The organism is Gimesia panareensis (genome assembly GCF_007748155.1).
GTDB lineage: Bacteria > Planctomycetota > Planctomycetia > Planctomycetales > Planctomycetaceae > Gimesia > Gimesia panareensis.
Window position 1 is genome coordinate 3,344,443 of record NZ_CP037421.1, and the last position, 25,223, is coordinate 3,369,665.

The window sequence follows — 25,223 nt, forward strand, 5'->3', positions numbered from 1 at the left end:
TGTCTGGTTGCAGTTGAAACGGTGCAGGCTCTTATCCCTGAATGCGCCGTTGAACTTCCGACACGATGTCGTCGATGGGAACGCGTTCCTGTTTCAGCGAATCGCGATCACGCAGGGTTACACAGTTATCCTGTTCGGTCTCCCCATCCACTGTCAAGCAGAAAGGTGTTCCGATCTCATCCTGACGACGATAACGCCGCCCGATCGCGCCCTGCTGATCGTAAACCGCCTGGATCCCGGCTTTCTTCAGTTTCCCGTAAATGTCAGCTGCCACTTCCGGCATGCCCGCTTTTTTGATCAACGGGAACACGGCCGCTTTGACCGGCGCCAGTTTGGGATGGAACTGCATCACTGTGCGGGACTGCATTTTTCCATTCTCATCGGGCTGCTCGTCTTCGTAGTACGCTTCGCACAGGAATGCCAGCGTCGCCCGGTCCGCCCCGGCAGCCGGTTCAATCACGTGCGGAATGAACCGTTCGCGGGTCTGATCGTCGAAGTAAGTCAGATCTTTTCCGCTCCCTTTGTACTTGGGCTGACCATGCTCATTCTTTTCGACCACCAGCTGATCGCCTTCACGAACCAGCTTCCCTTCCATGTGTGAACGCAGATCGAAATCGCCACGATGGGCAATCCCTTCCAGCTCTCCATACTCGTTCTCTTCCATGAAGGGGAATGCATACTCCACATCCGCTGTCCCCACGGAGTAGTGGGCCAGCTCTTCCTGCGTATGGTCGCGGAGAATCAGATTCTCAGGGTTAATCCCGTGCTTGATGTACCAGTTGTACCTGCGATCGCGCCAGTACTTGTACCATTCGAAGGATTCATCCGGATGACAGAAGAATTCCATTTCCATCTGTTCGAATTCGCGCGAGCGGAAGGTGTAGTTGCGCGGCGTAATTTCGTTCCGGAAACTTTTTCCGATCTGGGCAATCCCGAATGGAATCTTCACGCGTCCACTGTCGACCACGTTTTTAAAGTTGACGAACATCCCCTGGGCCGTTTCGGGACGCAGAAAGGCAGTTCCTTCCTCGCCTGACAGCGCGCCGATGATCGTTTTAAACATCAGGTTAAACTCGCGGGGTTCGGTCAGTTCTCCCCCCGTTTCGGGACAGCGGGCTTCCAGCTTGCCGGTTGCAGGAATCCCTGAATCTGCCAGCATTTTGGCGTATTCCATCAGATTGCAGACGGAAATCTGTGGCGTTTCGCTGTTGGAGAGATTGTTCTCTTTCTCATACTCGGCAATCGCTTTTTCCAGACGCTTCCGTTTCGTTTTGGAAAGTCCTTCCTCGCCAATGTCCGCCATGTACGTTTCACAGGCGACCGGCTTCTCGTCGGACGCATAGGCGACCGCGACCGAAACATGGTCTACGCGGAACCGAGCCTTGGACTCTTTGGAATCGACCATGAAGTCATGAAACAGATCGAAGTGCCCGGAGCTTTTCCAGACGCTGGGATGCATGATGATGGTGGTCTCCACTCCGGTCATGCCAAACGGCTTGGGTGCCCCTTCCGGCGTGATCAGCTCATTGTGCGTCGTGATCATGTCCGACCACCAGGCCTCCCGCACATTCCGCTTCAGTTCGACTCCCAGTGGGCCGTAATCCCAGAATCCCTGTAATCCGCCATAGATCTCGGAAGACTGAAAAACAAACCCGCGTCGCTTACACAACGCCACAATTTTTTCCATCTCTTTTTTCATCGATTTGGTCTTTCCATTTTGTCTTATTCAGACATGCTCAATTTTTGATTTAACAGGAATCAGCTTGAGAATCGTATGTTTCAGCCGGCAGAAAACGTAATCAGGCCGGTCTGGTGATTAAATTCAGGAACCTTGGAAATCAGGCCACGCTGGGAACATAGCCGAATATCCTCTTCAAAGCCACGCCGAATCAGGTTGCGGCCTCCCAGGCTGGCGCGGACCCCCTGAAGTAAACCGTCAGGCTGCTGGATCTGTGTCCGGTAGTGATCGATCACGATCCGCGTGCAATCGTCCAGAACCAGTTCGGTTTCGCACTGATCTACCAGCTCCGCCGCGATCGCACCGGCACACAGACAGTCTTCTCCGGTGACGACCCCATCCGTCCCGGCACAGACCAGGTAGATCAGCCCGTCACTCTCTCGGAGAATTTCCAGCAGTACATCCAGATTGATAAAGGCGCCGATCAGGATCCGACGCGCCTGAATGGCCCGCTTGAGCGCCCGTGTTCCGTTACTAGTGGTGAAGACAATCTGTTTGCCTCCCACCACCTCAGCCGGATAGCGGGCAGGGGAGTTGTCCAGATCGAAGCCTTCAATCTGAATCCCCCCTCGTTCGCCTCCCAGTAGAACCTGCTCACCTTCCGACCGCATTTGTTCTGCCAGCGCGCGGGCTTCGTCGATCTCCTGGCACGGAATGATCGCCTCGGCCCCGGAATTCAGCGCATACGTCATCGTGGATGAGGCACGCAGAATATCCAGAATCACAGCCACACTCCCTGAAAACTCTTCAGGTTGTGACAAGACAGGCAAAAAGCAGGTTCGGATCTCGGCAGGCATGGCTCGTTAGTCGGTCGCGCTTTCCTTCACTTGAACAACAGGACTCAACGAGCCTTGTCGGAAATATCCTTGCGGCACCAGGCACCATCCCAGCGGATACATTTCACTGCCTGATAGGCTTTGAGTTTGGCATCGCTGATCGAATCGCCAATCGCCGTCACTCCCAGTACGCGTCCGCCATCGGTCACGACCTGATCATCCTTCATCTTTGTCCCCGCATGGAAGACTTTCGTATCCGACAGCGCTGCAGCTTCTGCCAGCCCCCGAATGACTCTCCCTTTTTCGTAATCACCCGGGTAGCCCTCGGAAGCCATCACCACACAAACGGTGGGGCGTTCGTCCCACTCCAGTGGATCGATGTCATCCAGACGTTCTTCGGCAGCCGCCAGTAACAGCTGACCAAGATCAGTTTTAAGCCGCATCAGTACCGGCTGGGCTTCGGGATCACCGAACCGCACGTTGAATTCCAGGACTTTCGGTCCCTGATTGGTAATCATCAGGCCCGCATAGAGAATCCCGTTGAAGGGACGCTCTTCGATTTTCATGACATTCACCATCGGAACCAGGATCTTTTCGATGATCTCATTCATCAATGATTCGGTCACCAGCGGTGCAGGGCTGTAAGCTCCCATGCCTCCCGTATTAGGTCCCTTGTCTCCGTCGTAGGCGGCCTTGTGGTCCTGTGATGTTTCCAGCGGGATGATCGTAGAACCGCTGACGATGGCCAGAATACTGACTTCCTGGCCGATCAGCTTTTCTTCGATAATTACGGTTTTACCCGCATCACCGAACTCTTTGATTTTCATCAGCGACTTGATGGCGTCCAGTGCTTCCTGTTTGGTATCACAGATCAACACCCCTTTGCCCGCGGCCAGACCATCGGCTTTGATCACCAGTGGCTGTTCTTCGCGGTCTTCGATGTACGCCTCGGCTGCTTCGAAGTTGTTGAACGTTTCCGATTTCGCTGTCGGCACATTTGCCTTCCACATCATCTGCTTGGCAAAGGATTTACTCCCTTCCAGTTCCGCAGCCGCTTTAGAAGGACCGAACACCGGAATTCCTTCCGCACGCAGAGCATCAGACATGCCTGCTACCAGAGGAACTTCGGGACCGACGACCGCCAGACCGATTGACTCTTCTTTGGCAAAGGCGACCATGCGGGGGATATCCGAGACACTGATATCCACATTTGTTCCGTCCAGCTGCGTGCCTGCATTACCGGGTGCACAATAGACCTGGGAGACGGATTCCGACTGGGCCAGCTTCCAGACCAGAGCATGCTCACGGCCTCCCTGGCCAATCACTAACACTTTCATCGTTCTATGTTACCTGCTTGTTATTCAACATCTTAAAATCAGGGAGCCAGTTCTGTTCCGACTGACTCCAACTGAACTAGCATCTCCGCGGTCTTGTGACCACCTCTGAATCCAGAGCAGGACGACTCCTGCGTCATCGAGAGATGCTCTCTGTATGAGGGTTTCCAACAGCAGTGGAGTATATCAGCACTGTTTTGCCCCTAGTAGCATCGGTTCCCGAATTTTAGATTTTGCTCCTAAAAAGCTGCTTTTCTCCTGAGCTGCAGACGAAATCCCTTTTGATTTCTCATAAAGTTTGTTCAGAAATCACATCCCCTGGAGCAGTCTGGCCGCCCCGTTGGACGAAACCGCCTTGAGACTCTATAATGTTCCATTCGACCCTGATCCCCTGTCTGGAGGAGACCCTGCGCCATCGCAGCTGAACCCCCGCCACCCACTGGCTGTCACAGCAGAGAAGATCATGGTATAACGTACGGACTCTGAAATTAATCTTATCGTACGATTCCTGTAGAGTATTGACTTAAAGTGAATCGGCAAAAAGACTTTTAACCTTTTTTATTCTCTGGAGATTTTAAAGTGTTTGATACTGTCGCCATCATTGGTGCCACCGGTGCCGTCGGGCACATCATGCGGAAACTGCTGGAAGACCGGAACTTCCAGGCTAAAAATTTTCGATTTCTGGCTTCGGCCCGATCCGCAGGCAAAACACTCGAATTTCAGGGAAAAACTTACACTCTGGAAGAGCTGACCAAAGATTCCTTCGAGGGAGTCGAACTGGTCATTGCCTCGACTCCTGATGATGTTGCCGCCGAATTCCTGCCCTCGGCAGTCGAAGCCGGCGCCATCGTGATCGATGAATCTGGCTACTGGCGGATGAAGCCGGAAGTGGCGCTCGTGGTTCCGGAAATCAACCCCGAAGCCGCCCTCGAAGCCAAAGGGATCATCGCCAGCCCTAACTGTTCGACCACGCAGATGGTCATGGCCCTGAAGCCGCTGCACGATGCTTCGCCCGTCAAACGGGTTATCGTCAGCACCTACCAGGCGACCAGTGGTGCAGGAGTGGCCGGCACCAGCGATCTACTGGAAGGTTCCCGGGCCTACCTGGAAGAAAAAGACTACGAATACCAGGTCTTTCCGCACCCGATCGCCTTCAATGCCATCCCCCAGATCGGCAGTGAAAAAGAAGAGGGCTACACCAGTGAAGAAATGAAAATGGTGTATGAAACCCGCAAAATCCTCGGCGATGAATCGATTCAGGTCAATCCGACGTGCGTCCGCATCCCGGTCGCCAACTGCCACAGCGAAACGATTACCGTCGAAACCGAACGTCCGATTTCACCCGAAGAAGCCCGCAAGCTCTTCTCCGATTTCCCCGGAATCACGGTGGTGGACGACCTGCAGAACCTGTCGTACCCTCTGCCGTCTACCTGTGATGGAAGTGACGAAGTCTATATCGGACGGATCCGCCGCGATATTTCGAATCCCAACGGGCTCACCTTCTGGTGCGTCAGCGATAACCTGCGGAAAGGTGCTGCTACCAATGCGGTTCAGATCGCAGAACTGCTGGCCAAACATAAAGCCTGCACTTAAGCAGGCCCCTGGTCGCCGCTTTCGTCTTCGCTGCTTCGCGCGTCGAGTTTTCTTTCAGTATATGATGATTTTACCCTCGTGAAGGTTACGCAATGACTGCCTTTCATTATCAAAACGATGAACTGTTCTGTGAAAATGTGCCTGTCGCCAAGCTGGCAGAAGAATTTGGAACTCCGCTCTGGATCTACTCCAAAGCGGCTTTCCTGGGGCGGCTGAAAGAAATTCAGGATGCGTTCGCTGAAGTTGATCCGGTCATCTGCTATTCCGTGAAAGCTAACGGCAATCTGAGTATTCTCAAGACGATGAACGACGCCGGCAGCAGTTTTGACGTCGTTTCTGGCGGGGAACTGTTCCGCGTTCAACAGGCTGGTGCAGACACGACCCGGGTGGTCTTCGCAGGAGTGGGCAAAACCGATGAAGAAATCCGCCAGGCCCTCAAAGCTGACATTCTGATGTTCGACGTCGAAAGCGAAGCCGAACTCGATGCCATCGCCGCCATCGCGGAAGAAGTGGGCTGCGTCGGCCGGGTCGCCCTGCGACTCAACCCGGATATTGACGCCAAAACCCATCACAAAACGACAACCGGCAAAAAGGGTAACAAGTTCGGTATGGACATCGAACGAGCCACCGAACTGGCAGACAAAGTCCTGAAGGACGATCGACTGGAACTGACCGGCATCCACATGCACCTCGGTTCGCCGATCCTCTCGACCGATCCCTATGCGAAAGCGGTCAAGAAAGGGGCGGAAGTCATTCAACAGCTGCGGGACAAAGGCCATAACACCAACTGGATGAATCTGGGGGGCGGTTTTGGGATCAGTTACAAAACAGACGAAGGTCCCTCAGCCCAGACTTATGCCGATGTCATCGTGCCCACAATTAAGGAGATCGGCTGCCGCCTGGCTTTGGAACCCGGACGCTTTATCGCCGGGAACTCCGGCATCCTGGTCAGCCAGATCGTCTTCACCAAGCGGGAAGGGGGCAAGCTGTTCTACATTCAGGATGGGGGCATGACCGATCTCGTCCGTCCCGCCATGTACGATTCCTATCATCGCGTCTGGCCCGTCAAACCCAAAGTCCCCATGCCTTTCGACTGTGAAGGGGAAATTGCAGGCTGTGAACCTGCCGATGTGGTCGGTCCGGTTTGCGAATCCTGCGATTATTTCGCTAAAGACCGCTATCTGCCCCCCATGGAGCGGGGCGATTATCTTTGCATGTTCAGCGCAGGTGCTTATGGCTCTGTGATGAGCAGCAACTACAACGCCCGTCCCCGCAGCGCGGAAATTCTGGTGGATGGCAGCGATTATCAGGTCATTCGCCGACGCGAAACCTACGAAGAACTGATCGCGCTGGAACAGGCTTAAGCTTCAAATTGGCTCTGTGACTCAACTTCCGAATCTGTTCAGAAGGCCAGATGCCGGGGGTCAGGTTATAACAGTTATCGGGTTCATGCCTGCTTTAATGCGCTGAGAGCAGGAAAGCGGGTCGGGGCCGCTTGCTTCGATTGGACCCTTATCGCCGTCAGAAACGATGATACTTGATACAGAAGCTGCCGTGGAGAATATGTCCATACGAATACCAGACAACAGATTTCTGTGAAGAGTCCATTGAAATAATTGAATTATGTTGTTTTGGGTAAGGTGATAAGAATAGTATATTAAAACTGTTACTATCAATTCACTGAGAGATATTCTATCTATCAGTTCGACAGTACCTGCTCAGGCACTGTTCCGATAGCCGCCATGAATAGCCGACAACCACGACGACACGGAGTCGACTGAATGTCTTTTAACAACCGGATCCTGGCATTGATTGCTCTGGTATTTCTCTGCGCTGTGGTGACACCTGCGCACGTCTGGTCTCAGGAAACACCACCGGCAGCAACTCCTGAACCGACAACGGCTACCGGCCTGACTGCAGACGACCTGCTGCTCTCTAAACCGGAAACTCCCGAACAGCTGATGCAGGCCGTCGTACAACTGACCGATCTGGGACACGCGGCTTCCGCGAAAGCGTATCTCGATCAGCTCCTCAAAGCCAATCCTGATGACGAACTGATCCTGAAGCTCCGTGACAAATACGGCCCGGCTGCCTTCCTGCGACTGTCCAACAACAAAGAACTTCAGCCGCAGTCCATCACACTGTTAAAGAAAATGGAAGCCGCTTTCCGGGCCTACGCGACTGATCCGGCCCGGATCAATGCCCTGATCAATGATCTCTCCGGAACACCCACCGAACGCGATATTGCGATCATCCAGCTCAAATCGGCTGGAGAGATTGTCGCACCTCCGATCCTCAATCAATTGAGCCGCAGCGAAGACCCGGCCAGAAATGATGAGCTGACCTTCGCTTTAACACAACTCGGTGAACCGGTCGTACAACCACTGATCGCCGCCCTGCGTGCCCCGCAGGAAAAGATCCGCAAAATCGCTGCTGACGTACTGGGCGATCTCGCCCGACCTTCTGATGCCCTGTACCTCTGGAATCCAGCGTATTCTCAGAGCCAGCCGCAAAGCGTTCAGGTCGCTGCCCGACTGGCACTGGCCAAGATCCTGGGCAAGAGTCCCCGCAAAACATATGAGCTCAATCGCCACGAAGCACAGCTGGTTCTGAAAAACGCGGCACTGAATCTCTACCAGAAACATGAAGCGAAATCCGAAAACCAGTCCGTCTGGGTCTGGGATAATGCGGCTCAAACAGTCGTCAAGAAACAACTGCCCACTCAGGAAATCAACCTGATCGAAGGGCTCCGGCTGGCCAAAGAAGCCCTCGAAATGTCTCCGGACAAACAGGACGTACAAACACTCTACCTGGCAATGGCGCTCGCCCTGGAAGCATATCAGGTTGGCTGGAATCAGCCGCTCCCCGAAGGACCGGGAACCGCCTTCAACCTGGCTCTGCTTTCCGGTCCCAAAGCGGTCAGCCGCGTGCTGGCCCTGGCCATGAAACAGGGGCACACACCCAGTGCCCTGGCCGCACTCAAAGCCCTGGGGCAGATCGGCTCTCGTACGCTGCTGCACGAACAGCTCGACAAGCACTCGTCCCTGATCGCCGCCCTGAACTATCCCGACCGTCGGGTACAGTTCGCCGCAGCCACCGCGATTCTGCAGCTCGATCCAGCCAGGCCTTTCCCCGGCGCCACCCGGGTGATCAGCATCCTGACCCGTGCTCTGCGTGGGGAAGGAACACAGGCTGCCATCGTTGTTGACAGCAACATCCCCCGGGGGCAGACCATGGCCGGTGTCTTCCACGAACTGGGTTACGATACCACACCGGTCCAGACGGGCATGGATGGTTTTAAAGCCGCTACCCAGCGGATGGATATCGAATTTATTGCCCTGGAATATAATATCGCCCGCTGGGGGCTTTCTCAGACCATCGCCAATCTGCGCGCCGATTCCCGCACCGCCAACATCCCGATCATCATTTACGGCCCGCTGCGTCTGCAAAATAAAATCGAACATTCCACGCGTTATTACCCCCTCGTGAAATACATTGTGGAATCACAGAACTCAGACGACGTCGGCTCCCAGATGAAACCCTTCCTCGACGGACTGAAAACTCCAGAACTGACCGGCGCACTTCGTTCAGAATACAGGGCGGCCGCCTTGTACTGGCTCTCGCACATCGCCACTGGTCAGCGTACGAATATCTACGATCTGAAGCCGGCAGAAAAGCCAGTGCTGGACCTGGTCTCCGACCGGGCTCTGGCTTCCAATGCTCTCATCACCCTCGGCAGTATCCCAACCCGTTCCGCTCAGGAAGATCTGGTACAGGTCGTCACAACTCAGACCTTCGAGGCAGACGTCCGTGAAATCGCCGCACTGCAGTTGGCGTTTCATATCCAGAAATTCGGTCTGCTGGTTGATACCATGCAGGTCACTGAACTCCAGAAGGCCTACCAGGCAGCGAAAGATCCCAAGCTGAATACCGCGCTGGCCTCCGTCATGGGAACCCTGATGCCCGACAGCAAAATCGTCGGCGAGCGGCTGCAGAAATTCCAGCCCGCGACCTCGCTCCCTTAAACCGGGAATCAGCAGACACAAAAAAACTCCGAAGGCTTATGTAAACCTTCGGAGTTTGATTTCATTAATGGGACCTGAAGTCACGCTTATTTGGCATTGGCCTGCGTTTTCTTTCTGAGCAGCGACCGCAGCGGTTCTTCCAGTTTTTTGGCATCGGAAGTGATCACTTCTGTGATTCCCGTATGATCCACGAGCATCATCATCGGCACACTGCGTACGCCGTAGTGCAATGCTGCCGGGTTGTTCCAGCCCCGTTTCTCACGGGAAGAGTAGAAGATCTGACGCCAGTCGAGCGGCGTCTTTTCCTGGAACGCATCGATGGCAGGCTCTTCCAGATCCAGATTCACTCCCACGATTTCAAAACCGTATTTGCGATATTTCTTAGAGAGAGTCTGAATCTCAGGCAACTGTTCGATGAATGGTTTTGCAGTGGTGGCCCAGAATACAACCAGCACCACGCTCCCTTTGTAATCATCAATGGAAACGTATCCACCTTCGATCGTTTCCCCGGCCAGCTGCATTGGTTGCCCTTTCAGCTTCAGACGACGCGACAGACCAGCGACCTGGGCAGTCTCACTGCTTTTCGGAAATTTCGTCTCCAGATCGAGGCAACAGACCAGTGCCTTCTGATTCATGCCATACAGTTGACAGGTCTCGGCAGCCGCCTGCAGCAGTTGGGGAGCACGAATATTTTCCTGGGGAAATCGTGTCGCAAACAGACGTGCCTGCTTGACGAATTCTTCAATCCACCGCGGATCCTGCTGCGCAAACCGCTGGGCACTCGTATTGGCAAACTTCGCCACGGTGAAGCCGGCATCCGCAGCTGCGGCGGAATTGGGATCGCGTTTATACAGCGATTCGGAATGATCGTATAAAGCATCGATGCTTTCCTGATCGCCTTGCAGTGCCAGCTGCAGATGGGCGTCCAGCAGGTGCCGGATACAGACCGTAAACAACCGCTGTTTTTCCTTGTCGGCATGAGTCTGTTTGACGGCTTCCATCGCCAGCTGAATGATCTTTTTATTGCGTTCGGCACGGGCCAGTTTCAGCTCTTCGACATTGTCGGTTTTGGGCAGAGCGAGCACACGCAGACGGGTAATCTCGCGTACGTTCCATTCTGCAGAGCCTTCCTTCAGTTCGGAGATCTTGACTTCATCATCAGCTATGGAAGCTTCGTCACCGTCCAGATCATCCATATCCAGCTTATCGCGTTCCAGACTTGCCGTCTGAATCGCATTCGCGTTTGGCTTGAGTGTTGGTCCTGTCTGAGAAACCTGCGTGATCTTGGCGTTCGGTGTTTTCTGGAGCGGCTTCGCACCTGCTGGAGCACTTTCCAGCTTCCCGTCCAGTTTATTATCTGCAGTCTGAGGAGCCGGCGAGTCTCCACCACCACAACCAAATTGAGTCAACGATAACAGGCCCGCTGCTATCATCATGATACCGTGTCGATGCCTCATGATCTGGGGCTCTCCTTCCTTTGAGAGTCGGTAGTATCTGTCGAACCGAGGCAGGGCATTTCTGATTCAGAATCGAGCCGTTCCCTCAGCATAATCTAAATTCAAAACACTGAATGGGACGAGTTTTACGACAAAATCCACTTCGAAGGCAAGACGAAGCTGGAAAAAATTACAATCTGCCACTCGTTTTCAGAAAGGTTTTCCCCCTGCAAACCAGTTCCTTCCGCAGTGGGAAAACTCTCTCAAACCCGCAGACCGCCTCACAGCTCGCCGTGATACTGCTTAAACGCCTCAATCGCGAAATATTCCGGCAAGCCGAGCTGATTGTAAATCGTTGCTGTGTTACGGGTTCGATCCTCAGCCCGCACCCAGAACTCCCGTTTGTCGCTCCCGGGGTAAAACGCACTGTCCTTCTGTGACTCATGCTTGAAGATCGCTTCCCGCTTCCGCAGCACAACTTCAGGGCTCAGGGGAACGGCCCGTTCGATTTCATGTGGCTCATACTCTTCCCAGGCACCGCGGTACATCCAGAACTCGGGAGTGATCTCCTCAGATTCCACCACATTCACCGCATTGATAACAGCCTCGGCACAGACGCGGTGCGTCCCATGCGGATCGGAAAGATCGCCGGCGACGTAAATCTGGTGTGGTTTCACCTCGCGTAACAGATCCGCCACGATCGCGATATCATCTTCGCCGATCGGCTTCTTCGAGACCTGTCCCGTGTTGTAGAAGGGCAAGTCCAGAAACCGCAGACGTTCCTCGGGAACACCTGCCGCCTGGGCACCTGCCGTCGCCTCTGTCTTCCGGATCAGTCCCTTGATGCCCAGCATCTCAGCATCATCCAGATCCCCGGCGTTCTTGTTGGCAATATTCTCTTTCAGTGCCTCAATATGTGCCAGCACTGCTGTGTCATCAGCGTGGAACAGTTTATGAAACTCGTGCACGAAATCGAGATGCCGCAACGCATCGTGGTCGAACACAGCTATATTGCCGCTGGTCATATAAGCGATGTAAACTTCATGCCCCTGGTCAGCCAGGGTGATCAGCGTTCCCCCCATTGAAATCACGTCATCATCCGGATGCGGACTGAAGACGATCACCCGCTGCGGATCGGTTCCCGCAGGACGCGTGCAGATCCCTTCCAGCAGCCCATCAAACACCCGCTGACGAATCTGTGCCACGGAACCGTATTTCTGGATCAACTGGTGCAGGTGATTGTGCAGAAAATCATCGGTTTCCAGTTTCAACAGCGGTTTGCCCACTTCACTGGAGAGCCAGATGACCGCTTTTTTCTCAAGTTGCGGTGTCCATTCAATGTTCCCCACAATCCAGGGTGTTTTAACCGCGGTCAGTTCAGCAGCCGCAGCACTGTCGACCGCAAACAGGGAATTCGCATGCGTCTGCAGGAAGCTGGCGGAAACTTCATCGGTCACTTCCATCTCAGCAGCCCGCTTGACCACTTGTGCTTTGTGCTCACCCAGCGCCATGATGATAATCTTTTTCGCTGAGAGAATACTCCCCACGCCCATCGTAATCGCATGATGAGGCACGTTATCTTCACCGAAAAAGCCGCTGGCGGCATCGCGACGGGTAATCGGATCCAGGTTGACCAGCCGCGTCAGACTGTTTCTCGCGCTCCCGGGCTCGTTGAACCCGATATGTCCCGAGCGGCCAATCCCCAGTAACTGCAGATCCAGACCACCGTAGCTCTCAATCAGCCGTTCATACTCTTCACAGAAGATATCCACATCTTCCGCTGCGATATCTCCGCGGGGAATGTGTATATTTTCCGGCTTCACATTCACATGATCGAAAAAATTCTCATGCATGAACTTGTGATAGCTGTGGATCGAATCCGGATCCATGGGCCAGTATTCATCCAGGTTAAACGTGATCACATTCGAGAAGTCCAGGCCTTCCTCGTTATGCATCCGAATCAGCTCGCGGTACACACCCAGCGGCGTGGACCCCGTCGGCAGTCCGAGCACAGCCGGGATGTTCTGTTCATTCTTCTTACGAATCAGATCCGCAACCACAGAGGCCACGAACTTCGCCAGATCAGATGAGGTCTCGAAAATCTGCGTGGGGACTTTCGTATGCCTGACAAATTTGGATTTCGGTGTAATGCGTGCAGAGCGTGAGATATCAATGGCCATCAGACAATTTTGATCCGTTAAGAAAAGAACTCCAGATGCAAGCCGCCGACTGCGTCACAGGGAATTAGCGTGCTGCAGTCAAATCGACTCAAAAAAATGTAGTCACACGAACACTAGCCCGGTATACGTGCTTTTTTAATCAATCTTTATTATAACTATCTGCACGAAAAGCTCACTACCAATTGTTAGACCTAAATCGAGAGAGAAAGAAATTTTCATGGTAAACCAGGCAGAATCTCTGCGAATTCTTGCGATTCACGCCCATCCCGATGATGTCGAAATCCAGTGCGCAGGCACCTTGGCCCGACTGAAAAAACTGGGATGCCATATTACCATTGCCACAATGACCGCCGGCGATTGTGGCAGTGCCGAAATGGGACCGGTCGAAATTGCCAACGTCCGTCGCGCCGAAGCCCAGAAAGCAGCCGACATGCTCGGGGCAGAGTACATGTGCCTCGAATTCCGGGACCTCGCGATTATCGTCGATAACGAATCCCGCAGACGGGTCACCGAGGCGGTACGCAAAGCCCGACCCGATATCGTCTTAACGGCTCCCCCGGTCGACTACATGAGCGATCACGAAATGACCAGCCGCCTGGTCCGCGATGCCTGTTTTGGTGCTTCCGCCCCCAACTACACCACGCACGAATACCAGCCCGCACCCCCTACGGAAAAAATTCCTCACCTGTATTATGTTGATCCGATCGAGGGTTGCGATTATTTTGGTAATCCAATCGAACCTCAGTTTATCATCGATATTACCGAAACCTTTGATCTGAAAATTAAAATGCTGGCCTGTCATGAAAGTCAACGGGCCTGGTTAAGAAAACAGCACGGCCTGGACGAATATCTGGATGGAACCGAACGCTGGTCCGCTTCCCGCGGCAAACAGATCGGCGTCGACTACGGAGAAGCCTTCGTCCAACACTGCGGACATCCTTACCCTCACAGCAACCTGCTGCAGGAACTGCTTGAGAAATAATAATCCTCACTCAATACTTTAGAAGTAAAGCTGACCAGATGAACGAACCCGCTCCCGAACAGCTGCCTTACACTGAGACAGAAATCGAAACCATGGCTGCGGAAGACGCCAAAGCAGGCCGTTTCCTCACCAAGATGCTCGTGTTTACCTTCTGTTACACGATCATCGTCGGTGCCTACGTCATCTACTGGAGCCTGCAGAACTGATTTTCAGATTGCACCTCATGCCATCCTCAACTCTCTGATCGGCTCCCCTCCGGTCAGAGTTTTTTTACGCCTGCTGCGCGCCACTTTTTTCTTCAAACACGGTCCCGTTCGGGTTGAGCAGCATCCAGCACAGCGCCGCACTCGCATAAATCCCTGCCATCAGAATCAGCACCATTCCATACAGGCCCGCATCGAACATCACCCCCACAATCACCGGGAGCAGGGCAGCTCCGAGGTTGCCCATCATATTCATCATTCCGAAGATGGGTGCCACATGCTGGCCCCCTTTGTCGATCGTCACCGTATAACCACAGGCACCGCCCAGCCCGGCAAAAAACATGCTGACCGAAATCAGCGTCATCGCCAGCTTCATCTCCTGCACGAAATAAGCACACAGCGTACACAACCCGCAGCCCAGCATCGCCACAATCGCAACTCCCTGTCGGCTCCAACGGCGGCTGCCCGTTCGCTGTAAGACCCAGTCCACGACAACCCCTCCCAGAAAATTACCGACGACAAACGTTAACAGGGGTAGACTGGTCCAGATCCCGGAAGAAGCCACACTGATATTCCGCGCCTTCTGCAGATAAACGGGAAACCAGGTCATGTAAAAAATATTACCCGCAGCCCGGAAAAACTGCTGACCGCAAATCATCCACATCGAAAAACTGGTCAGGATCTGCTCCCAGGGAGTCGACTCGGCATGCACTTCCGCTTCTTGAACCTGAGACTGTTCCGCTGGTTCTTTGACCTCGTCACCGCGAATAATTTCCAACTCCGCCGAGTTCACACCGCGATGCTCCTCAGGCCGGTCCCGGAACCAGTAATAAAATACAATCACCCACACAATCCCCGGCACCGCGCACAGATACATGATCGTCCGCCAGGAGAGTCCCGGAATGTTAATGTCAGCTGTATGAATCCCCGCCAGCAGCACACCAATGCTGAAGGCACCGAAGGCACTCCCGATCGACATGAAACTTCCCAATAGTCCACTGGCCAGTCCCCGCCGCGCATGGGGCAGCCACTTGGAAATCGTACTTGCACAACAGGGAAAGATTCCCGCCTGTGAAATCCCGAAGATCAGCCGGACACCAATCAGCATCCAGAACCCGGTCACCATGCCGGTCAGCGCCGTAGCAATCGACCACAGGATGGCAAACGCGGTCAGCGAACGTCGCGTCCCCCACACATGCGCCAGCCAGCCACTCGGGATCTGCGACAACGCATAGCTCCAGAAAAAGGCGCTCATCACCCAGCCCATCTGCGTCTGGGTGATATTCAGTTCTTCCTGAATCAGTTTCGCCGGCACCGAGATCGCATTCCGGCTGATATAAGCGACCGCCGCCACCAGGCATAACAGCGTCAGCACCAGGTAGCGGGCATGTGTTGGAGGCTCATAGGAATTGAGTTTCAGCTCGTCCTGATCAGTCACAGAGTTCGTCCCTCTCGGCTGGTGTGTCTTACGCTTCTGCTAAAGCCTGCATCAGCAGATCGAACAGCCGATCCACTTCCGCCCGTGTTTCCTCATCCAGAGCCCACGCATGCGGCGTGCAGCGCTGCTCCGACGTAAAGATCCCGCGCTTCACCAGCAGATATTTCTCGATCGCCAGAAACCCATCCAGCCCCGCCTGTAACTGCAGCGCCACCAGTGCACAGATCGGAAATGAGATTCGGTAAATCGCGCTCTCATCGCCGGCCCGCAACGCATTCCACAGAGAGATGATCCCGTCCAGCAGATCCACGCCCGGCATCGTCCCCGTGATTCCCCGCCGGTACGCGTCCACCAGCAGAATCCCGCCCGAGCCGTCATAGATCAACGCCCGCCCCTCGGTCGCATCCCGCAGCGCCGACAGGTTCGGACCGATCGGAGACGCTTCCGGCTTGAACCGGATTTTTTCCGCCCCGAACTCATCCAGCAACCGGTGATAAAAGTCGATCGAAATCGCGTTCCCTACATAAGACGACGCATCCTGCACAATCAAAGGCAGGGCACACTCCCGCGCAATCGTCGAGAAATACTCCCACAGCGCCGCTTCCGGAATCGCGGTCGTCACCGGAGGGATCGCCATCACCGCATCACAGCCTTCCTCTTCGGCCTGCCGCGCATAAACCAGGGCCTGACGCGTACTCTCCGCTCCCACGCTGGCAATCACCACGCCACGTCCGTCTGTCATCTCAGACATCAACCGTGTCAGCTCCAGCCGCTCCGCATACGTCAGACGGAGTACTTCCGAGACCATCGCACCGCACACGCCGTCGGCTCCGATCTCAAAACACCAGTCGATCTCCCGCGCCAGCGCGTCCCGGTCAATCGTCTCGTCCGCCTGGAGCGGCGTATGCAATACCGGCAGTACCCCTCGAATCAGCCCGGTCATGGATGTGTTCTTTCTGCTTCGAATGTTCGTTTCTTATCTTCAGGCATCTCAATCCTGAATGATCTCCTGAATTGCCTCGGTCATCCCTGCAATCAGCTTTTCCAGACTGCCCCGCGCAAACGGCGTCTGCCACACCTGGTACAGATCCAAGTCGTACAGCTCTTCCGGCGTCAGGTAACCGGTCGTCCCGTTGATCAGATTCAGACAGACAATCGTCCGCTCGGGGAACCGCTCTCGCAGCGTGCGCTGTAGAATCGAATACGCCTCGGTCGGACTCCCCACCAGGATCGTATCCCCCATCCGCCACACCCAGATCGGCAGCTCCAGCGTGCTCCCGTCACCGATCCCGCGCCGGATATTCCGCCGCCGTCGCAGACGTTCTTCCAGCGCCCGATCCGTGCAGGCCTGCCGCTGCTGTTCCAGTTCCTCCGCGGTCGGCCAGTCTTTGATGGGCAGCGTCACGGTAACTTTCTTCCGCTTCAACAGACTCACGGGAGTCACCATCTTGTGCTTCCACACCGCCAGCGGTGCGCCGGATTCCATCACTCCCTGGTACTCCAGGCAGGTGCCCGGCGGTTCCATATTCTCCAGCGTCGCCAGCGTGGCATACGCCAACTGTCGCCCGTGTCGATCCGCCACCGCGGGATCACCCACGTATTGATACCGCGGGGCAAGCTCGCCCGAAGTTCCCTGCATGAACAGGGCAGGGACCCCCAGTGTCTTGAGAATCGTCTCCCGCATCGCCCCTGGATAATCAGGTGAGATCGACGTATTCTCCCAGGCCAGCGTCGTGGGATGACAGGCGTAATTTACAATCACCGCCTGCAGCGTGCCTTCCAGATCGCTGATCCGCCCCACCACCAGCGTATCGTCGGCCGGCTCGTTCGGATTCCAGCCGCAGATTAACCGCTCACCATCCGGGTCGGGCAGATCCCGCATTCCCGCCAGTTCGCAGCGCCCGGTCTTCCATTCCACCACCGCCTCGGTCGCGTTTTTCATCGCCTGCAGCGTGACTTTGACCGACGCTTCGAACACCTGCTCCAGAAACTCCGCCAGCGATTCACTCGCCGGCAGATCGGGGTCCGGATCTGTCAGCGGGGGTGAAGCATGCGTGTGCGTGACTCCGAAAATCAGCGACGTCTCATCCAGCTTCAGTTTCTCCAGCAGTCGCGACTGAAACCGGTAAAACGTCGGCAGCGAACGCCACCAGCCCAGGTCCCCGTCCAGAAACACCACCGGCTGCTGGGAATCGGTCTCGCAGAGCACCAGCGCATTGAGTGTCAATTTGCGATGGATCCAGTCGGCGACATCGTGTTTCGCAGCCCCCCAGTTGCGGGCATAGATCCCCACCGGCGGCGTGATGTCCACCGTCGCCACTCCGATCCGTCCCCGAAAGAACGCCTCCGTGCCCGCTGCTAAAGCTCGTTCACTCATCTTCGTCTCCACTTTCCGATTGAGCGCTGCCAGTTTTGTTCGTCAGTTTCGCTTCCCCGTCCGTCTAACCGGATTCGGCTTACCAGTCACCGACTGCCCCATCCTGGTAGAACACCCGCTGCACTGTCTCCTGTTCGAACGGATGCTTCTTCACCTCATCCTCGTTGATCGAAATGCCCAGGCCCGGCTTCGTATTCGGCGTCACCGTCCGCGTCGCGAGATCGATTTCAAACCCTTCCTCGACCACATCCTGACGCCAGGGCACATCCTCGTGCACCGACTCACAGATGATGTAACTCGGCTGTGAAAAACCGAACTCCAGCGATGCCGCCGTACTCACCGGCCCCTGTGGATTATGCGGCGCCAGAGAGATTCGATGCGCGTCTGCCAGCGCTGCGACCCGCCGCGCTTCGGTAAATCCGCCGCAGTGCGTCAGGTCCATCTGGCAGATCTCACAGCCCCGTTTCTCGAACAGATCCCGGAACGCCGCCAGGTGCGTCAGCCGCTCTCCCGTCGCGATCGGCGTCGTCACCGCCGCGTTGATCCGCGCCAGGCTCTCAATCGATTCCGGCCAGCACGGCTCTTCAAAGAAGTAGAGTCCATAAGGATCCAGCGCCTGGGCGAACTGCAGTCCCATCGCCGGAGAAGGGCGGGCATGGCAGTCCACCATGATATCAATATCGTCGCCTACGGCTTCCCGCATCGCCGCGACGCATTCTTCCGCGGCTTTGACCGGCTTCAAACCCTCGATCGGCATCGTCGGGGGAACTGCCATCGACTTGAACGCCGTAAACCCGTCCGCTACCGCTTTCTGGGCCAGCTCCGCGAACTGCGCCGCATTGTCGGTCGAGGTCTGGTAGAACGACTCCATGTTGCCGCCGCCCAGATGACAATACAGCCGGATATAATCCCGCACCGGACCGCCCCACAACTGATGACAGGGCACGCCATGAATCTTTCCCACAATGTCCCACAGCGCCAGATCGATACCCGCAATCGCTGTCGAACGCGTGACACCGCTCCCGTGCCAGAAGTGCTGCCGCCACATCATCTGCCACAGATATTCCACCCGCCGCGGGTCTTCGCCGATCAGCAGCTGCGACAGATCCTCGATCGTCCCCAGGATCCCGCGCGTGTGCCATTCCAGCGTCGCTTCACCCCAGCCGAACAGACCAGGCTGATCGGTGATCACTTTCACAAACACCCAGTTTCTCATTCGGGCGTGACACACCAGTGTTTCGATGCGTTCAATTTTCATCCGGTTCGGTTTCCCATCTGCAGAAGTTTTATTTTGGCGTCAAAATAACAACATACTCTGCCGGCCACCGGGAAGCAAGCCAGAGGGCTCCCGAACCAGCCCGGATTTTCCCGATCGGCGCAGCCGCGACAAGTCCAACTCTGCTGTCGTTTTAAAAACCCGGTCGCATCAGGGGAACGTCAGTTCCTCATCGTCGTCTTCGAATTCTTCCAGCCGCTGCCGGGCCATATCCGCCCAGGGGCCCATCTCGTCGAATTCGAGGTAAATCTTCCAGTGGGGCACTGCCTCTTCCACGCGGTTCAACTGGTGCAGCACTTCCGCGGTATGCAGATGCGCATCCGGATAATCGGGGTGCACCTGCAAAGCGATCTCAAACGCCTGCAGCGCCGCCTCCGGATCCCCCAGTTCGTTATGCAGGCAACCCAGCTGCGTCCACGCTTCGATGTAATCGTGATCCCATTCCACCGCCGCGTAATATCGCTCGAGCGCCCCCTCCGTATTTCCCTTCAGATATAGTGCCTCGGCCAGATGCAGATGCGTTTCCGGCACATCGGGTGCGCCCAGCAGCGAGAGCCGGAATGCCTCGATCGCGGGCTTCGCTTCTCCCGCGTCCAGATACTGGCAGCCTTCCTGGAACCATTCTTCCGCGCTCCGGTCTTTCACTTCCGGCGCCTTCAGATGCTCGGTGAATTCGATCGTCCCCTCGAACTCTTCCTCGCCCGCCAGCTCGGGCATCTCGATCTCTTCTGTACCGAAGTCGAACACCCGCTGCCCCTGTTTCGGATCGATCAGACCCCGCTCATCTTTCAGCAGCAGCTGTGCGTCCTGCGACAACAATGTCAGCTGCGAGAGCGGGGCGTCGATCTCGTTGAAGAATTTCCCCAGGTGTTGCAGGCTGCTTTCCAGTTCCCGCGGATGCACGCCCGATTCCAGCAGCTGCGACAACCGTCGGACGCTCGCCACTTCCTGAAAAGAAAAGTAGGGCAGTCGGAATATCTTCCGTACCGGCTTAATCAGTCCCTGGCGCTCCCATCTCCGAATCGTCCCCACCGGGATCTTCAGCATCTGCGTCAGCATCGCGGGCGTGTAAAGCTGATCCAGATTCACGCCGGGATCGCGGAGCTCGATCAGCGCCAGCCAGTCCGATTCTTTAATGATCCGAATCGGCGTCCCTTCCTGAATCAGCTCCTGGGCCTGGCTCAGATTGACCGAAGGCGAACCGTCTTCTTCCAGCGGCCAGCCCTCTTCGCCCACCACCAGCAGCGTCGTCTGCCGGCTCACATGCTGGGCTGCCTGGCCGCCATGCTGCTCCACGAACTCCCAAGCCTTGTGGTGTGTCATCGAAGCAAGCGTACCGGTGAAAACCACACGCTCTCCCTGCAGCGCCGGCGACCCCTGCAGCAGTTGATCTGTCTGTTCTTCTTCTGTCTCAGCCATAGTCTCAGTAATACTGGATTTATTCGAAAATATCGAGAAAAAAGGGGGTTATCAGATCAGTGTCTCAAAAATAAGATACCCCTGAGTGGTAAACTTTCCTTGAGGATACTGATACGCGAATCCGTTGGGTAGCTTTCAGAGCAATCCTTCATTATAAGGGAGCAAAATAAGTCTTTTCCTGCTGAGGGTACCGTTTGTACCCCGTTTTTTGACAATACATCCAAGGGAGTTGATTGGAATGTCCGTGCTCGAGTCGTGTGACCCCGAAATCTGGAACCTGATTCAGGCTGAAGCCAAACGTCAGAAAGACGGTCTGGAGCTCATCGCCTCTGAAAATTACACCAGCGCCGCCATCATGGAAGCGGCCGGCTCGATCCTCACGAACAAATACGCTGAAGGCCTCCCCGGACGCCGCTACTACGGCGGTTGCGAAAACGTCGACATCATCGAAGACCTTGCTCGCGATCGGGCCTGCAGCCTCTTCGGAGCCGAATACGCCAACGTCCAGCCGCACTCCGGTTCCCAGGCCAACATGTCCGTCTACTTCACCGTCCTCAAACCGGGCGACACCTTCCTGGCGATGGACCTCGCCCACGGCGGTCACCTCACGCACGGCATGAAGCTCAACTTCTCCGGCACCCTCTACAACCCCGTCCCCTACGGCGTGCGGGAAGACAATCACCAGATCGACTACGACCAGGTCGCCAAACTCGCTCGCGAACACAAACCCAAAATGATCATCGCCGGGGCTTCCGCTTACCCTCGCGAAATCGATCACCCCAAGTTCGCGGAAATCGCCGCGGAAGTCGGTGCGGTCCTGATGGTCGACATGGCCCACTACGCCGGCCTCGTCGCCGGGGGCGTGCATAACAACCCCGTCGAAGTCGCCGACTTCGTCACCTCCACCACTCACAAAACCCTGCGTGGTCCCCGGTCCGGCTTCGTCCTCATGAAGAAGAAGTACGCCAAAGACCTCAACCGCGAAGTCTTCCCGGGCATCCAGGGCGGACCGCTGGAACACGTCATCGCCGGTAAAGCCGTCTGCTTCAAGGAAGCCAATACAGACGACTTCAAAGCCTACGCACAACAGATCGTCGCCAACGCCAAGGCCCTCGCTGAAACCCTGCTGGCCGGGGGCATCAAACTGGCTTCGGGCGGAACCGACAACCACCTGATGCTCTGCGACGTCACCGCCATCGGCCTCTCCGGCAAAATCGCGGAAGAAGCCCTCGACAAGGCCGGCATCACCGTCAACAAAAACATGATCCCCTACGATCAGCGCAAGCCGCTCGACCCCAGCGGGATCCGCATCGGAACGGCCGCCCTCACCACCCGCGGCATGAAAGAAGACGAGATGAAAAAAGTCGGTGCCTGGATTCTCAAAGTCCTCGGTGCCCCCGAAGACGAAGCGACCATCAGTGCCGTCAAAGGGGAAATCGAAGACTTCGCTCAGAGCTTCCCCGTGCCCGGCATCGCGTAACAGGCAGAATTCCGACTCATGACACAGCACAGCGATCTTGATATCACGACCATCGACTGCACCCGCGACGATGCCACCGCGCTCTTCAGCGAACTCCGCGAGAAGCTCAGCCCCCGCGGCAACGTCGTCTCGGAAGCCGGCCGTCAACGCACCATCGAACTGTTCGGCGCACCGCTCTCTCCGCAGGAGGTCGTCGAACGGATCTGTAACGATGTCCGCGACAAAGGCCTCGACGCACTCCTCGATTATTCGGAAAAGCTCGATCGCAAGCAGCTCACCCCCGAGACCATGCGTGTCTCGCCTGAGGAACTCCAGGAGGCCCACGCCCAGGCCGACCCCGAGTACCTCGCCACGCTGCGTCGCATTCGTGAGAACATCATCGAGTTCCAGTCGGCTCTGCTGCCGGACGACGTCAAAGTCCTCCGCGAGGCAGGGGAGTCCCGCGTCGAACTCCGCCAGCGTTACCTCCCCCTCAAACGGGTGGGGGTCTGCATTCCCGGAGGCGCAGCCGCGTATCCCTCGACCCTGCTGATGACCGCGGTCCCCGCGCAGACCGCAGGCGTGAAAGAGATCGTCGTCGTCGTCCCCCCCACCGATTTCGGGGGCTACAACACCGACATCCTCGCCGCCTGCCAGGAACTGGGCATCACCGAAATCTACCGGGTCGGCGGCGCCCAGGCAGTCGCGGCCCTCGCGTACGGCGTGGAAGGCATTGAACGCGTCGACAAAATCGTCGGCCCCGGCAACCTGTTCGTGGCCCTCGCCAAGCGTCACGTCTTCGGCGAAGTCGATATCGACAGCATCGCCGGCCCCAGTGAAGTCATCGTCCTCGCCGACGAAACCGCCAACCCCGAGTTTGTCGCCAGCGATCTCATCTCGCAGGCCGAGCACAGCCCCGGATCCGGCGTCCTCATCACCTGGCATGCACCGCTGATCGAAGCCGTCCGCACCGCGCTCATCAACCAGCTCAACGAACTCCCCCGCGGCGACCTGGCACGCCAGAGTCTGCTCGACTACGGCGCCCTGATCCTCGCCCGCGACGAAGACGAAGCCGCCCGCTACACCGACCTGCTGGCCCCCGAGCACCTGCACATCTCGACAGCCGACCCCGATCAGCAGCTCGCCAAAATTCAGAACGCCGGCGCCATCTTCATGGGGCACTACACCCCCGTCGCCACCGGTGACTACTACGCCGGCCCCTCGCACGTGCTCCCCACCGGAGGCACCGCCCGCTTCGCCAACGGCCTGTGTTCGATCGACTTCCTCAAACGCTCCTCGGTGATCTACTACAACCAGGAGGGTCTGAAGGGAGACGCCCCCGGCATCACGCTGCTGGCCGACAAGGAAGGCCTCACCGCCCACGCCGCCAGCGTGACGATCCGCCTCGAGGACTGAAGCGTTTTCACCTGCAGATCTGCCCCCTGTTCTCTGCTGCGCACTGCACAAACTGGACTTGATCCACAGATCCCGAATCGTATGTTGTTCCCCATCTGGCTCGCGCGCGAGGCATGTTCGCGTGCACTGCATCTGACGCACCGGTGTCGCAGCAGCACCTGAATCGCCGTCGATTTTCACCAAGTCTCCACCTGACCCTGCAGCACCGGTTCCCCATGTTCCCCGGGCACAGCAGGACAGAATCTGGCCACATTGGGACAAAATCCGGGACAAACCAGGACAAAATCGGGACACATTGGGACAAAATTTTGTCTTGACTCCCACGCATAAAAAATTCGTAGCGGCACCCCTGCGTAGTTGCCCGCCAGAAGAGAAAAGACAATCAAAACAAAACATGAGCGGCAAGGCGCTAGTCGCCAGTAACAGGCAAAACACCAGAAACAATTCCCCCATCCATAAAGACCGGGCAGCCCCGAATGCAATCCAGGCGGAGCTTAGCGAGCAGAAAACAGACAGTGTTGCAACCTCCATGAAGCACACATGCCCAGCCAGACAACCACCAGGCATCTCACATCAATCGCAGGGCATCAGCCCCGGTTCGCACCAACACGAACCAGAAAATCATACAGATCGGCTCGGGGAAGGGGAGGTGAATAGTGTGAACTGGTTTAGACACTTAATAATAAAAAATATTGATTTCAGTTTTTACATATAAAAACTATATTGAGCAGGAACAGGAGAGCTAGCTCCTAAATATTTTAGAATATCACCAACCTGTCGTGCAGCTCTTATAGTAATTGGCAAACCACCATCAAATTGAGTGTCATTCCAGTTCATTTTTGTGAGAGAAAGAATCTCCTCTGCTAGATACCGTGGAGTCTGTTCAACCAAATCACAATCGATTCTAAGCGTCCTTGGCATATACATCCCAGGATATGTCCCGTAAAATTCTACACTACCACGAGTATATAAAATATTGGTCCGTTCATCCAAAGAAAGAAATGTTCCCCGAAGTGGGGGATATTCACCATTCCTAAAGAGTCGAATAAAAGACGATCGGAGCGATACTAGTTCACAATACTCGATATTATTCTCCTCGGCAGCATTACTAAAGCCCTCTATTTCCTTGTCATTGTGTGATGAGGATTTATGCACAACAACACGGGCTGGCATAGTCTTATGTTCGCTACGATATTGTTTTAACGCTCTGTTTAGTAAAGCATTTGCCCCGTTACGATCTAAATGGTTACTGTAACATCTCTTCTGTAAATTATCTGTGTGGCGGAGTGGTGCTTGTTATTTGAGCGTAGCGAAAATAACAAGCACCACTCCGGCGAGCCCTTGAAAGGGTGGGCCAGATCGGTTTCTTTTTAATGTTTTCCACAACAGAAAAGGAACTCCAACCATGGCCCACCAACAACAATCTAACAACATTCTCGACGCTGTCCAGCTCCTGGCCGATCATGGATTCGATGAAATGTCGCAAGCACTCCAGATCCTGTTCAACGAAGCGGATGAAGCTGGAACGTTCCCGAATACCTCGGTGCCGAACCGTATCAACGCAGCGTAAC

General features: G+C 55.7%; 19 protein-coding genes. 8 read left to right on the forward strand and 11 right to left on the reverse strand.

From position 1 onward, the window contains the following. Positions 1-31 precede the first annotated feature (31 nt). The 3 genes from Enr10x_RS12570 to purD form a co-directional block, all read right to left on the reverse strand. Complete coding sequence (locus Enr10x_RS12570) at positions 32-1,699, reverse strand: glycine--tRNA ligase (protein ID WP_197997586.1); 1,668 nt, start codon at positions 1,697-1,699, stop codon at positions 32-34. A gap of 80 nt (positions 1,700-1,779) precedes the next feature. Then, entirely contained in the window at positions 1,780-2,535 is a 756-nt protein-coding gene (locus tag Enr10x_RS12575) for a 2-phosphosulfolactate phosphatase (RefSeq protein ID WP_145449508.1), read from the reverse strand. Between the two features lie 44 nt (positions 2,536-2,579). After that, complete coding sequence (purD, locus tag Enr10x_RS12580) at positions 2,580-3,851, reverse strand: phosphoribosylamine--glycine ligase (protein WP_145449511.1); 1,272 nt, start codon at positions 3,849-3,851, stop codon at positions 2,580-2,582. A gap of 576 nt (positions 3,852-4,427) precedes the next feature. On the opposite strand from purD, the gene Enr10x_RS12585 reads away from it, so the two are divergent. The 3 genes from Enr10x_RS12585 (at position 4,428) to Enr10x_RS12595 (ending at position 9,466) form a co-directional block, all read left to right on the forward strand. Further along, on the forward strand, positions 4,428-5,441 hold the full coding sequence (locus Enr10x_RS12585; RefSeq protein ID WP_145449514.1) for an aspartate-semialdehyde dehydrogenase: 1,014 nt from the start codon (positions 4,428-4,430) through the stop codon (positions 5,439-5,441). 92 nt (positions 5,442-5,533) lie between these two features. Beyond that, positions 5,534-6,805: a diaminopimelate decarboxylase gene (gene lysA / locus Enr10x_RS12590; protein WP_145449516.1), complete on the forward strand. Its 1,272-nt coding sequence runs from the start codon at positions 5,534-5,536 to the stop codon at positions 6,803-6,805. Positions 6,806-7,222: 417 nt separating this feature from the next. Next, positions 7,223-9,466, forward strand: coding sequence for a HEAT repeat domain-containing protein (locus Enr10x_RS12595; RefSeq protein ID WP_145449519.1), 2,244 nt, complete (start codon positions 7,223-7,225; stop codon positions 9,464-9,466). Between the two features lie 86 nt (positions 9,467-9,552). Here Enr10x_RS12595 and Enr10x_RS12600 read toward each other — a convergent pair whose 3' ends face one another. Both Enr10x_RS12600 and nagB read right to left on the reverse strand, forming a co-directional pair. Then, positions 9,553-10,923, reverse strand: a complete 1,371-nt coding sequence (locus Enr10x_RS12600; protein WP_145449522.1) for a TlpA disulfide reductase family protein — start codon at positions 10,921-10,923, stop codon at positions 9,553-9,555. 260 nt (positions 10,924-11,183) lie between these two features. Next, positions 11,184-13,082: a glucosamine-6-phosphate deaminase gene (gene nagB, locus Enr10x_RS12605; protein ID WP_145449526.1), complete on the reverse strand. Its 1,899-nt coding sequence runs from the start codon at positions 13,080-13,082 to the stop codon at positions 11,184-11,186. 217 nt (positions 13,083-13,299) lie between these two features. Between nagB and Enr10x_RS12610 the strand changes: the two genes are divergently transcribed. Both Enr10x_RS12610 and Enr10x_RS29930 read left to right on the forward strand, forming a co-directional pair. Continuing rightward, complete coding sequence (locus Enr10x_RS12610; protein ID WP_145449529.1) at positions 13,300-14,064, forward strand: PIG-L deacetylase family protein; 765 nt, start codon at positions 13,300-13,302, stop codon at positions 14,062-14,064. Positions 14,065-14,102: 38 nt separating this feature from the next. Next, on the forward strand, positions 14,103-14,270 hold the full coding sequence (locus Enr10x_RS29930) for a hypothetical protein (RefSeq protein ID WP_197996505.1): 168 nt from the start codon (positions 14,103-14,105) through the stop codon (positions 14,268-14,270). A 64-nt stretch (positions 14,271-14,334) separates the two neighbouring features. Here Enr10x_RS29930 and Enr10x_RS12615 read toward each other — a convergent pair whose 3' ends face one another. The 5 genes from Enr10x_RS12615 to Enr10x_RS12635 all read right to left on the reverse strand — a co-directional run bounded on the left by Enr10x_RS12615 (position 14,335) and on the right by Enr10x_RS12635 (position 20,777). Beyond that, positions 14,335-15,705 carry an MFS transporter gene (locus tag Enr10x_RS12615; RefSeq protein ID WP_145449533.1) on the reverse strand — a complete coding sequence of 457 codons (1,371 nt, stop codon included), beginning with the start codon at positions 15,703-15,705 and terminating at the stop codon, positions 14,335-14,337. 28 nt (positions 15,706-15,733) lie between these two features. Beyond that, positions 15,734-16,648 carry a dihydrodipicolinate synthase family protein gene (locus Enr10x_RS12620; protein ID WP_145449536.1) on the reverse strand — a complete coding sequence of 305 codons (915 nt, stop codon included), beginning with the start codon at positions 16,646-16,648 and terminating at the stop codon, positions 15,734-15,736. 48 nt (positions 16,649-16,696) lie between these two features. Next, positions 16,697-18,082, reverse strand: a complete 1,386-nt coding sequence (locus Enr10x_RS12625; protein WP_145449539.1) for an alkaline ceramidase — start codon at positions 18,080-18,082, stop codon at positions 16,697-16,699. A 79-nt stretch (positions 18,083-18,161) separates the two neighbouring features. Continuing rightward, entirely contained in the window at positions 18,162-19,340 is a 1,179-nt protein-coding gene (locus tag Enr10x_RS12630) for an enolase C-terminal domain-like protein (RefSeq protein WP_145449542.1), read from the reverse strand. Positions 19,341-19,508: 168 nt separating this feature from the next. Beyond that, a complete protein-coding gene (locus tag Enr10x_RS12635; protein WP_145449545.1) occupies positions 19,509-20,777 on the reverse strand; it encodes a tetratricopeptide repeat protein in 1,269 nt (422 codons plus the stop codon). Between the two features lie 238 nt (positions 20,778-21,015). Between Enr10x_RS12635 and Enr10x_RS12640 the strand changes: the two genes are divergently transcribed. Both Enr10x_RS12640 and hisD read left to right on the forward strand, forming a co-directional pair. Further along, on the forward strand, positions 21,016-22,257 hold the full coding sequence (locus tag Enr10x_RS12640) for a serine hydroxymethyltransferase (protein WP_145449547.1): 1,242 nt from the start codon (positions 21,016-21,018) through the stop codon (positions 22,255-22,257). An 18-nt stretch (positions 22,258-22,275) separates the two neighbouring features. After that, positions 22,276-23,652, forward strand: coding sequence for a histidinol dehydrogenase (gene hisD / locus Enr10x_RS12645; RefSeq protein ID WP_145449549.1), 1,377 nt, complete (start codon positions 22,276-22,278; stop codon positions 23,650-23,652). Between the two features lie 705 nt (positions 23,653-24,357). On the opposite strand, the gene Enr10x_RS12650 is transcribed toward hisD, so the two are convergent. Further along, positions 24,358-24,825, reverse strand: coding sequence for an argonaute/piwi family protein (locus Enr10x_RS12650; protein ID WP_145449552.1), 468 nt, complete (start codon positions 24,823-24,825; stop codon positions 24,358-24,360). Between the two features lie 232 nt (positions 24,826-25,057). Here Enr10x_RS12650 and Enr10x_RS30770 point away from each other — a divergent pair, with 232 nt between their 5' ends. Beyond that, positions 25,058-25,222 (forward strand): hypothetical protein, encoded by a 165-nt coding sequence (locus Enr10x_RS30770; RefSeq protein ID WP_261343247.1) that lies wholly within the window; start codon positions 25,058-25,060, stop codon positions 25,220-25,222. The last annotated feature ends 1 nt before the right edge of the window (position 25,223 follow it).

What these genes read in the sequence shown, in the direction of transcription:
- Enr10x_RS12620 (WP_145449536.1), bottom strand. Translation starts at nt 16,648, where the DNA reads ATGACCGGGCTGATTCGAGGGGTACTGCCGGTATTGCATACGCCGCTC.
- lysA (WP_145449516.1), top strand. Translation starts at nt 5,534, where the DNA reads ATGACTGCCTTTCATTATCAAAACGATGAACTGTTCTGTGAAAATGTG.
- Enr10x_RS12630 (WP_145449542.1), bottom strand. Translation starts at nt 19,340, where the DNA reads ATGAAAATTGAACGCATCGAAACACTGGTGTGTCACGCCCGAATGAGA.
- Enr10x_RS12635 (WP_145449545.1), bottom strand. Translation starts at nt 20,777, where the DNA reads ATGGCTGAGACAGAAGAAGAACAGACAGATCAACTGCTGCAGGGGTCG.
- Enr10x_RS12570 (WP_197997586.1), bottom strand. Translation starts at nt 1,699, where the DNA reads ATGAAAAAAGAGATGGAAAAAATTGTGGCGTTGTGTAAGCGACGCGGG.
- hisD (WP_145449549.1), top strand. Translation starts at nt 22,276, where the DNA reads ATGACACAGCACAGCGATCTTGATATCACGACCATCGACTGCACCCGC.
- Enr10x_RS12595 (WP_145449519.1), top strand. Translation starts at nt 7,223, where the DNA reads ATGTCTTTTAACAACCGGATCCTGGCATTGATTGCTCTGGTATTTCTC.
- purD (WP_145449511.1), bottom strand. Translation starts at nt 3,851, where the DNA reads ATGAAAGTGTTAGTGATTGGCCAGGGAGGCCGTGAGCATGCTCTGGTC.
- nagB (WP_145449526.1), bottom strand. Translation starts at nt 13,082, where the DNA reads ATGGCCATTGATATCTCACGCTCTGCACGCATTACACCGAAATCCAAA.
- Enr10x_RS29930 (WP_197996505.1), top strand. Translation starts at nt 14,103, where the DNA reads ATGAACGAACCCGCTCCCGAACAGCTGCCTTACACTGAGACAGAAATC.
- Enr10x_RS12625 (WP_145449539.1), bottom strand. Translation starts at nt 18,082, where the DNA reads ATGAGTGAACGAGCTTTAGCAGCGGGCACGGAGGCGTTCTTTCGGGGA.
- Enr10x_RS30770 (WP_261343247.1), top strand. Translation starts at nt 25,058, where the DNA reads ATGGCCCACCAACAACAATCTAACAACATTCTCGACGCTGTCCAGCTC.
- Enr10x_RS12575 (WP_145449508.1), bottom strand. Translation starts at nt 2,535, where the DNA reads ATGCCTGCCGAGATCCGAACCTGCTTTTTGCCTGTCTTGTCACAACCT.
- Enr10x_RS12610 (WP_145449529.1), top strand. Translation starts at nt 13,300, where the DNA reads ATGGTAAACCAGGCAGAATCTCTGCGAATTCTTGCGATTCACGCCCAT.
- Enr10x_RS12640 (WP_145449547.1), top strand. Translation starts at nt 21,016, where the DNA reads ATGTCCGTGCTCGAGTCGTGTGACCCCGAAATCTGGAACCTGATTCAG.
- Enr10x_RS12650 (WP_145449552.1), bottom strand. Translation starts at nt 24,825, where the DNA reads ATGCCAGCCCGTGTTGTTGTGCATAAATCCTCATCACACAATGACAAG.
- Enr10x_RS12600 (WP_145449522.1), bottom strand. Translation starts at nt 10,923, where the DNA reads ATGAGGCATCGACACGGTATCATGATGATAGCAGCGGGCCTGTTATCG.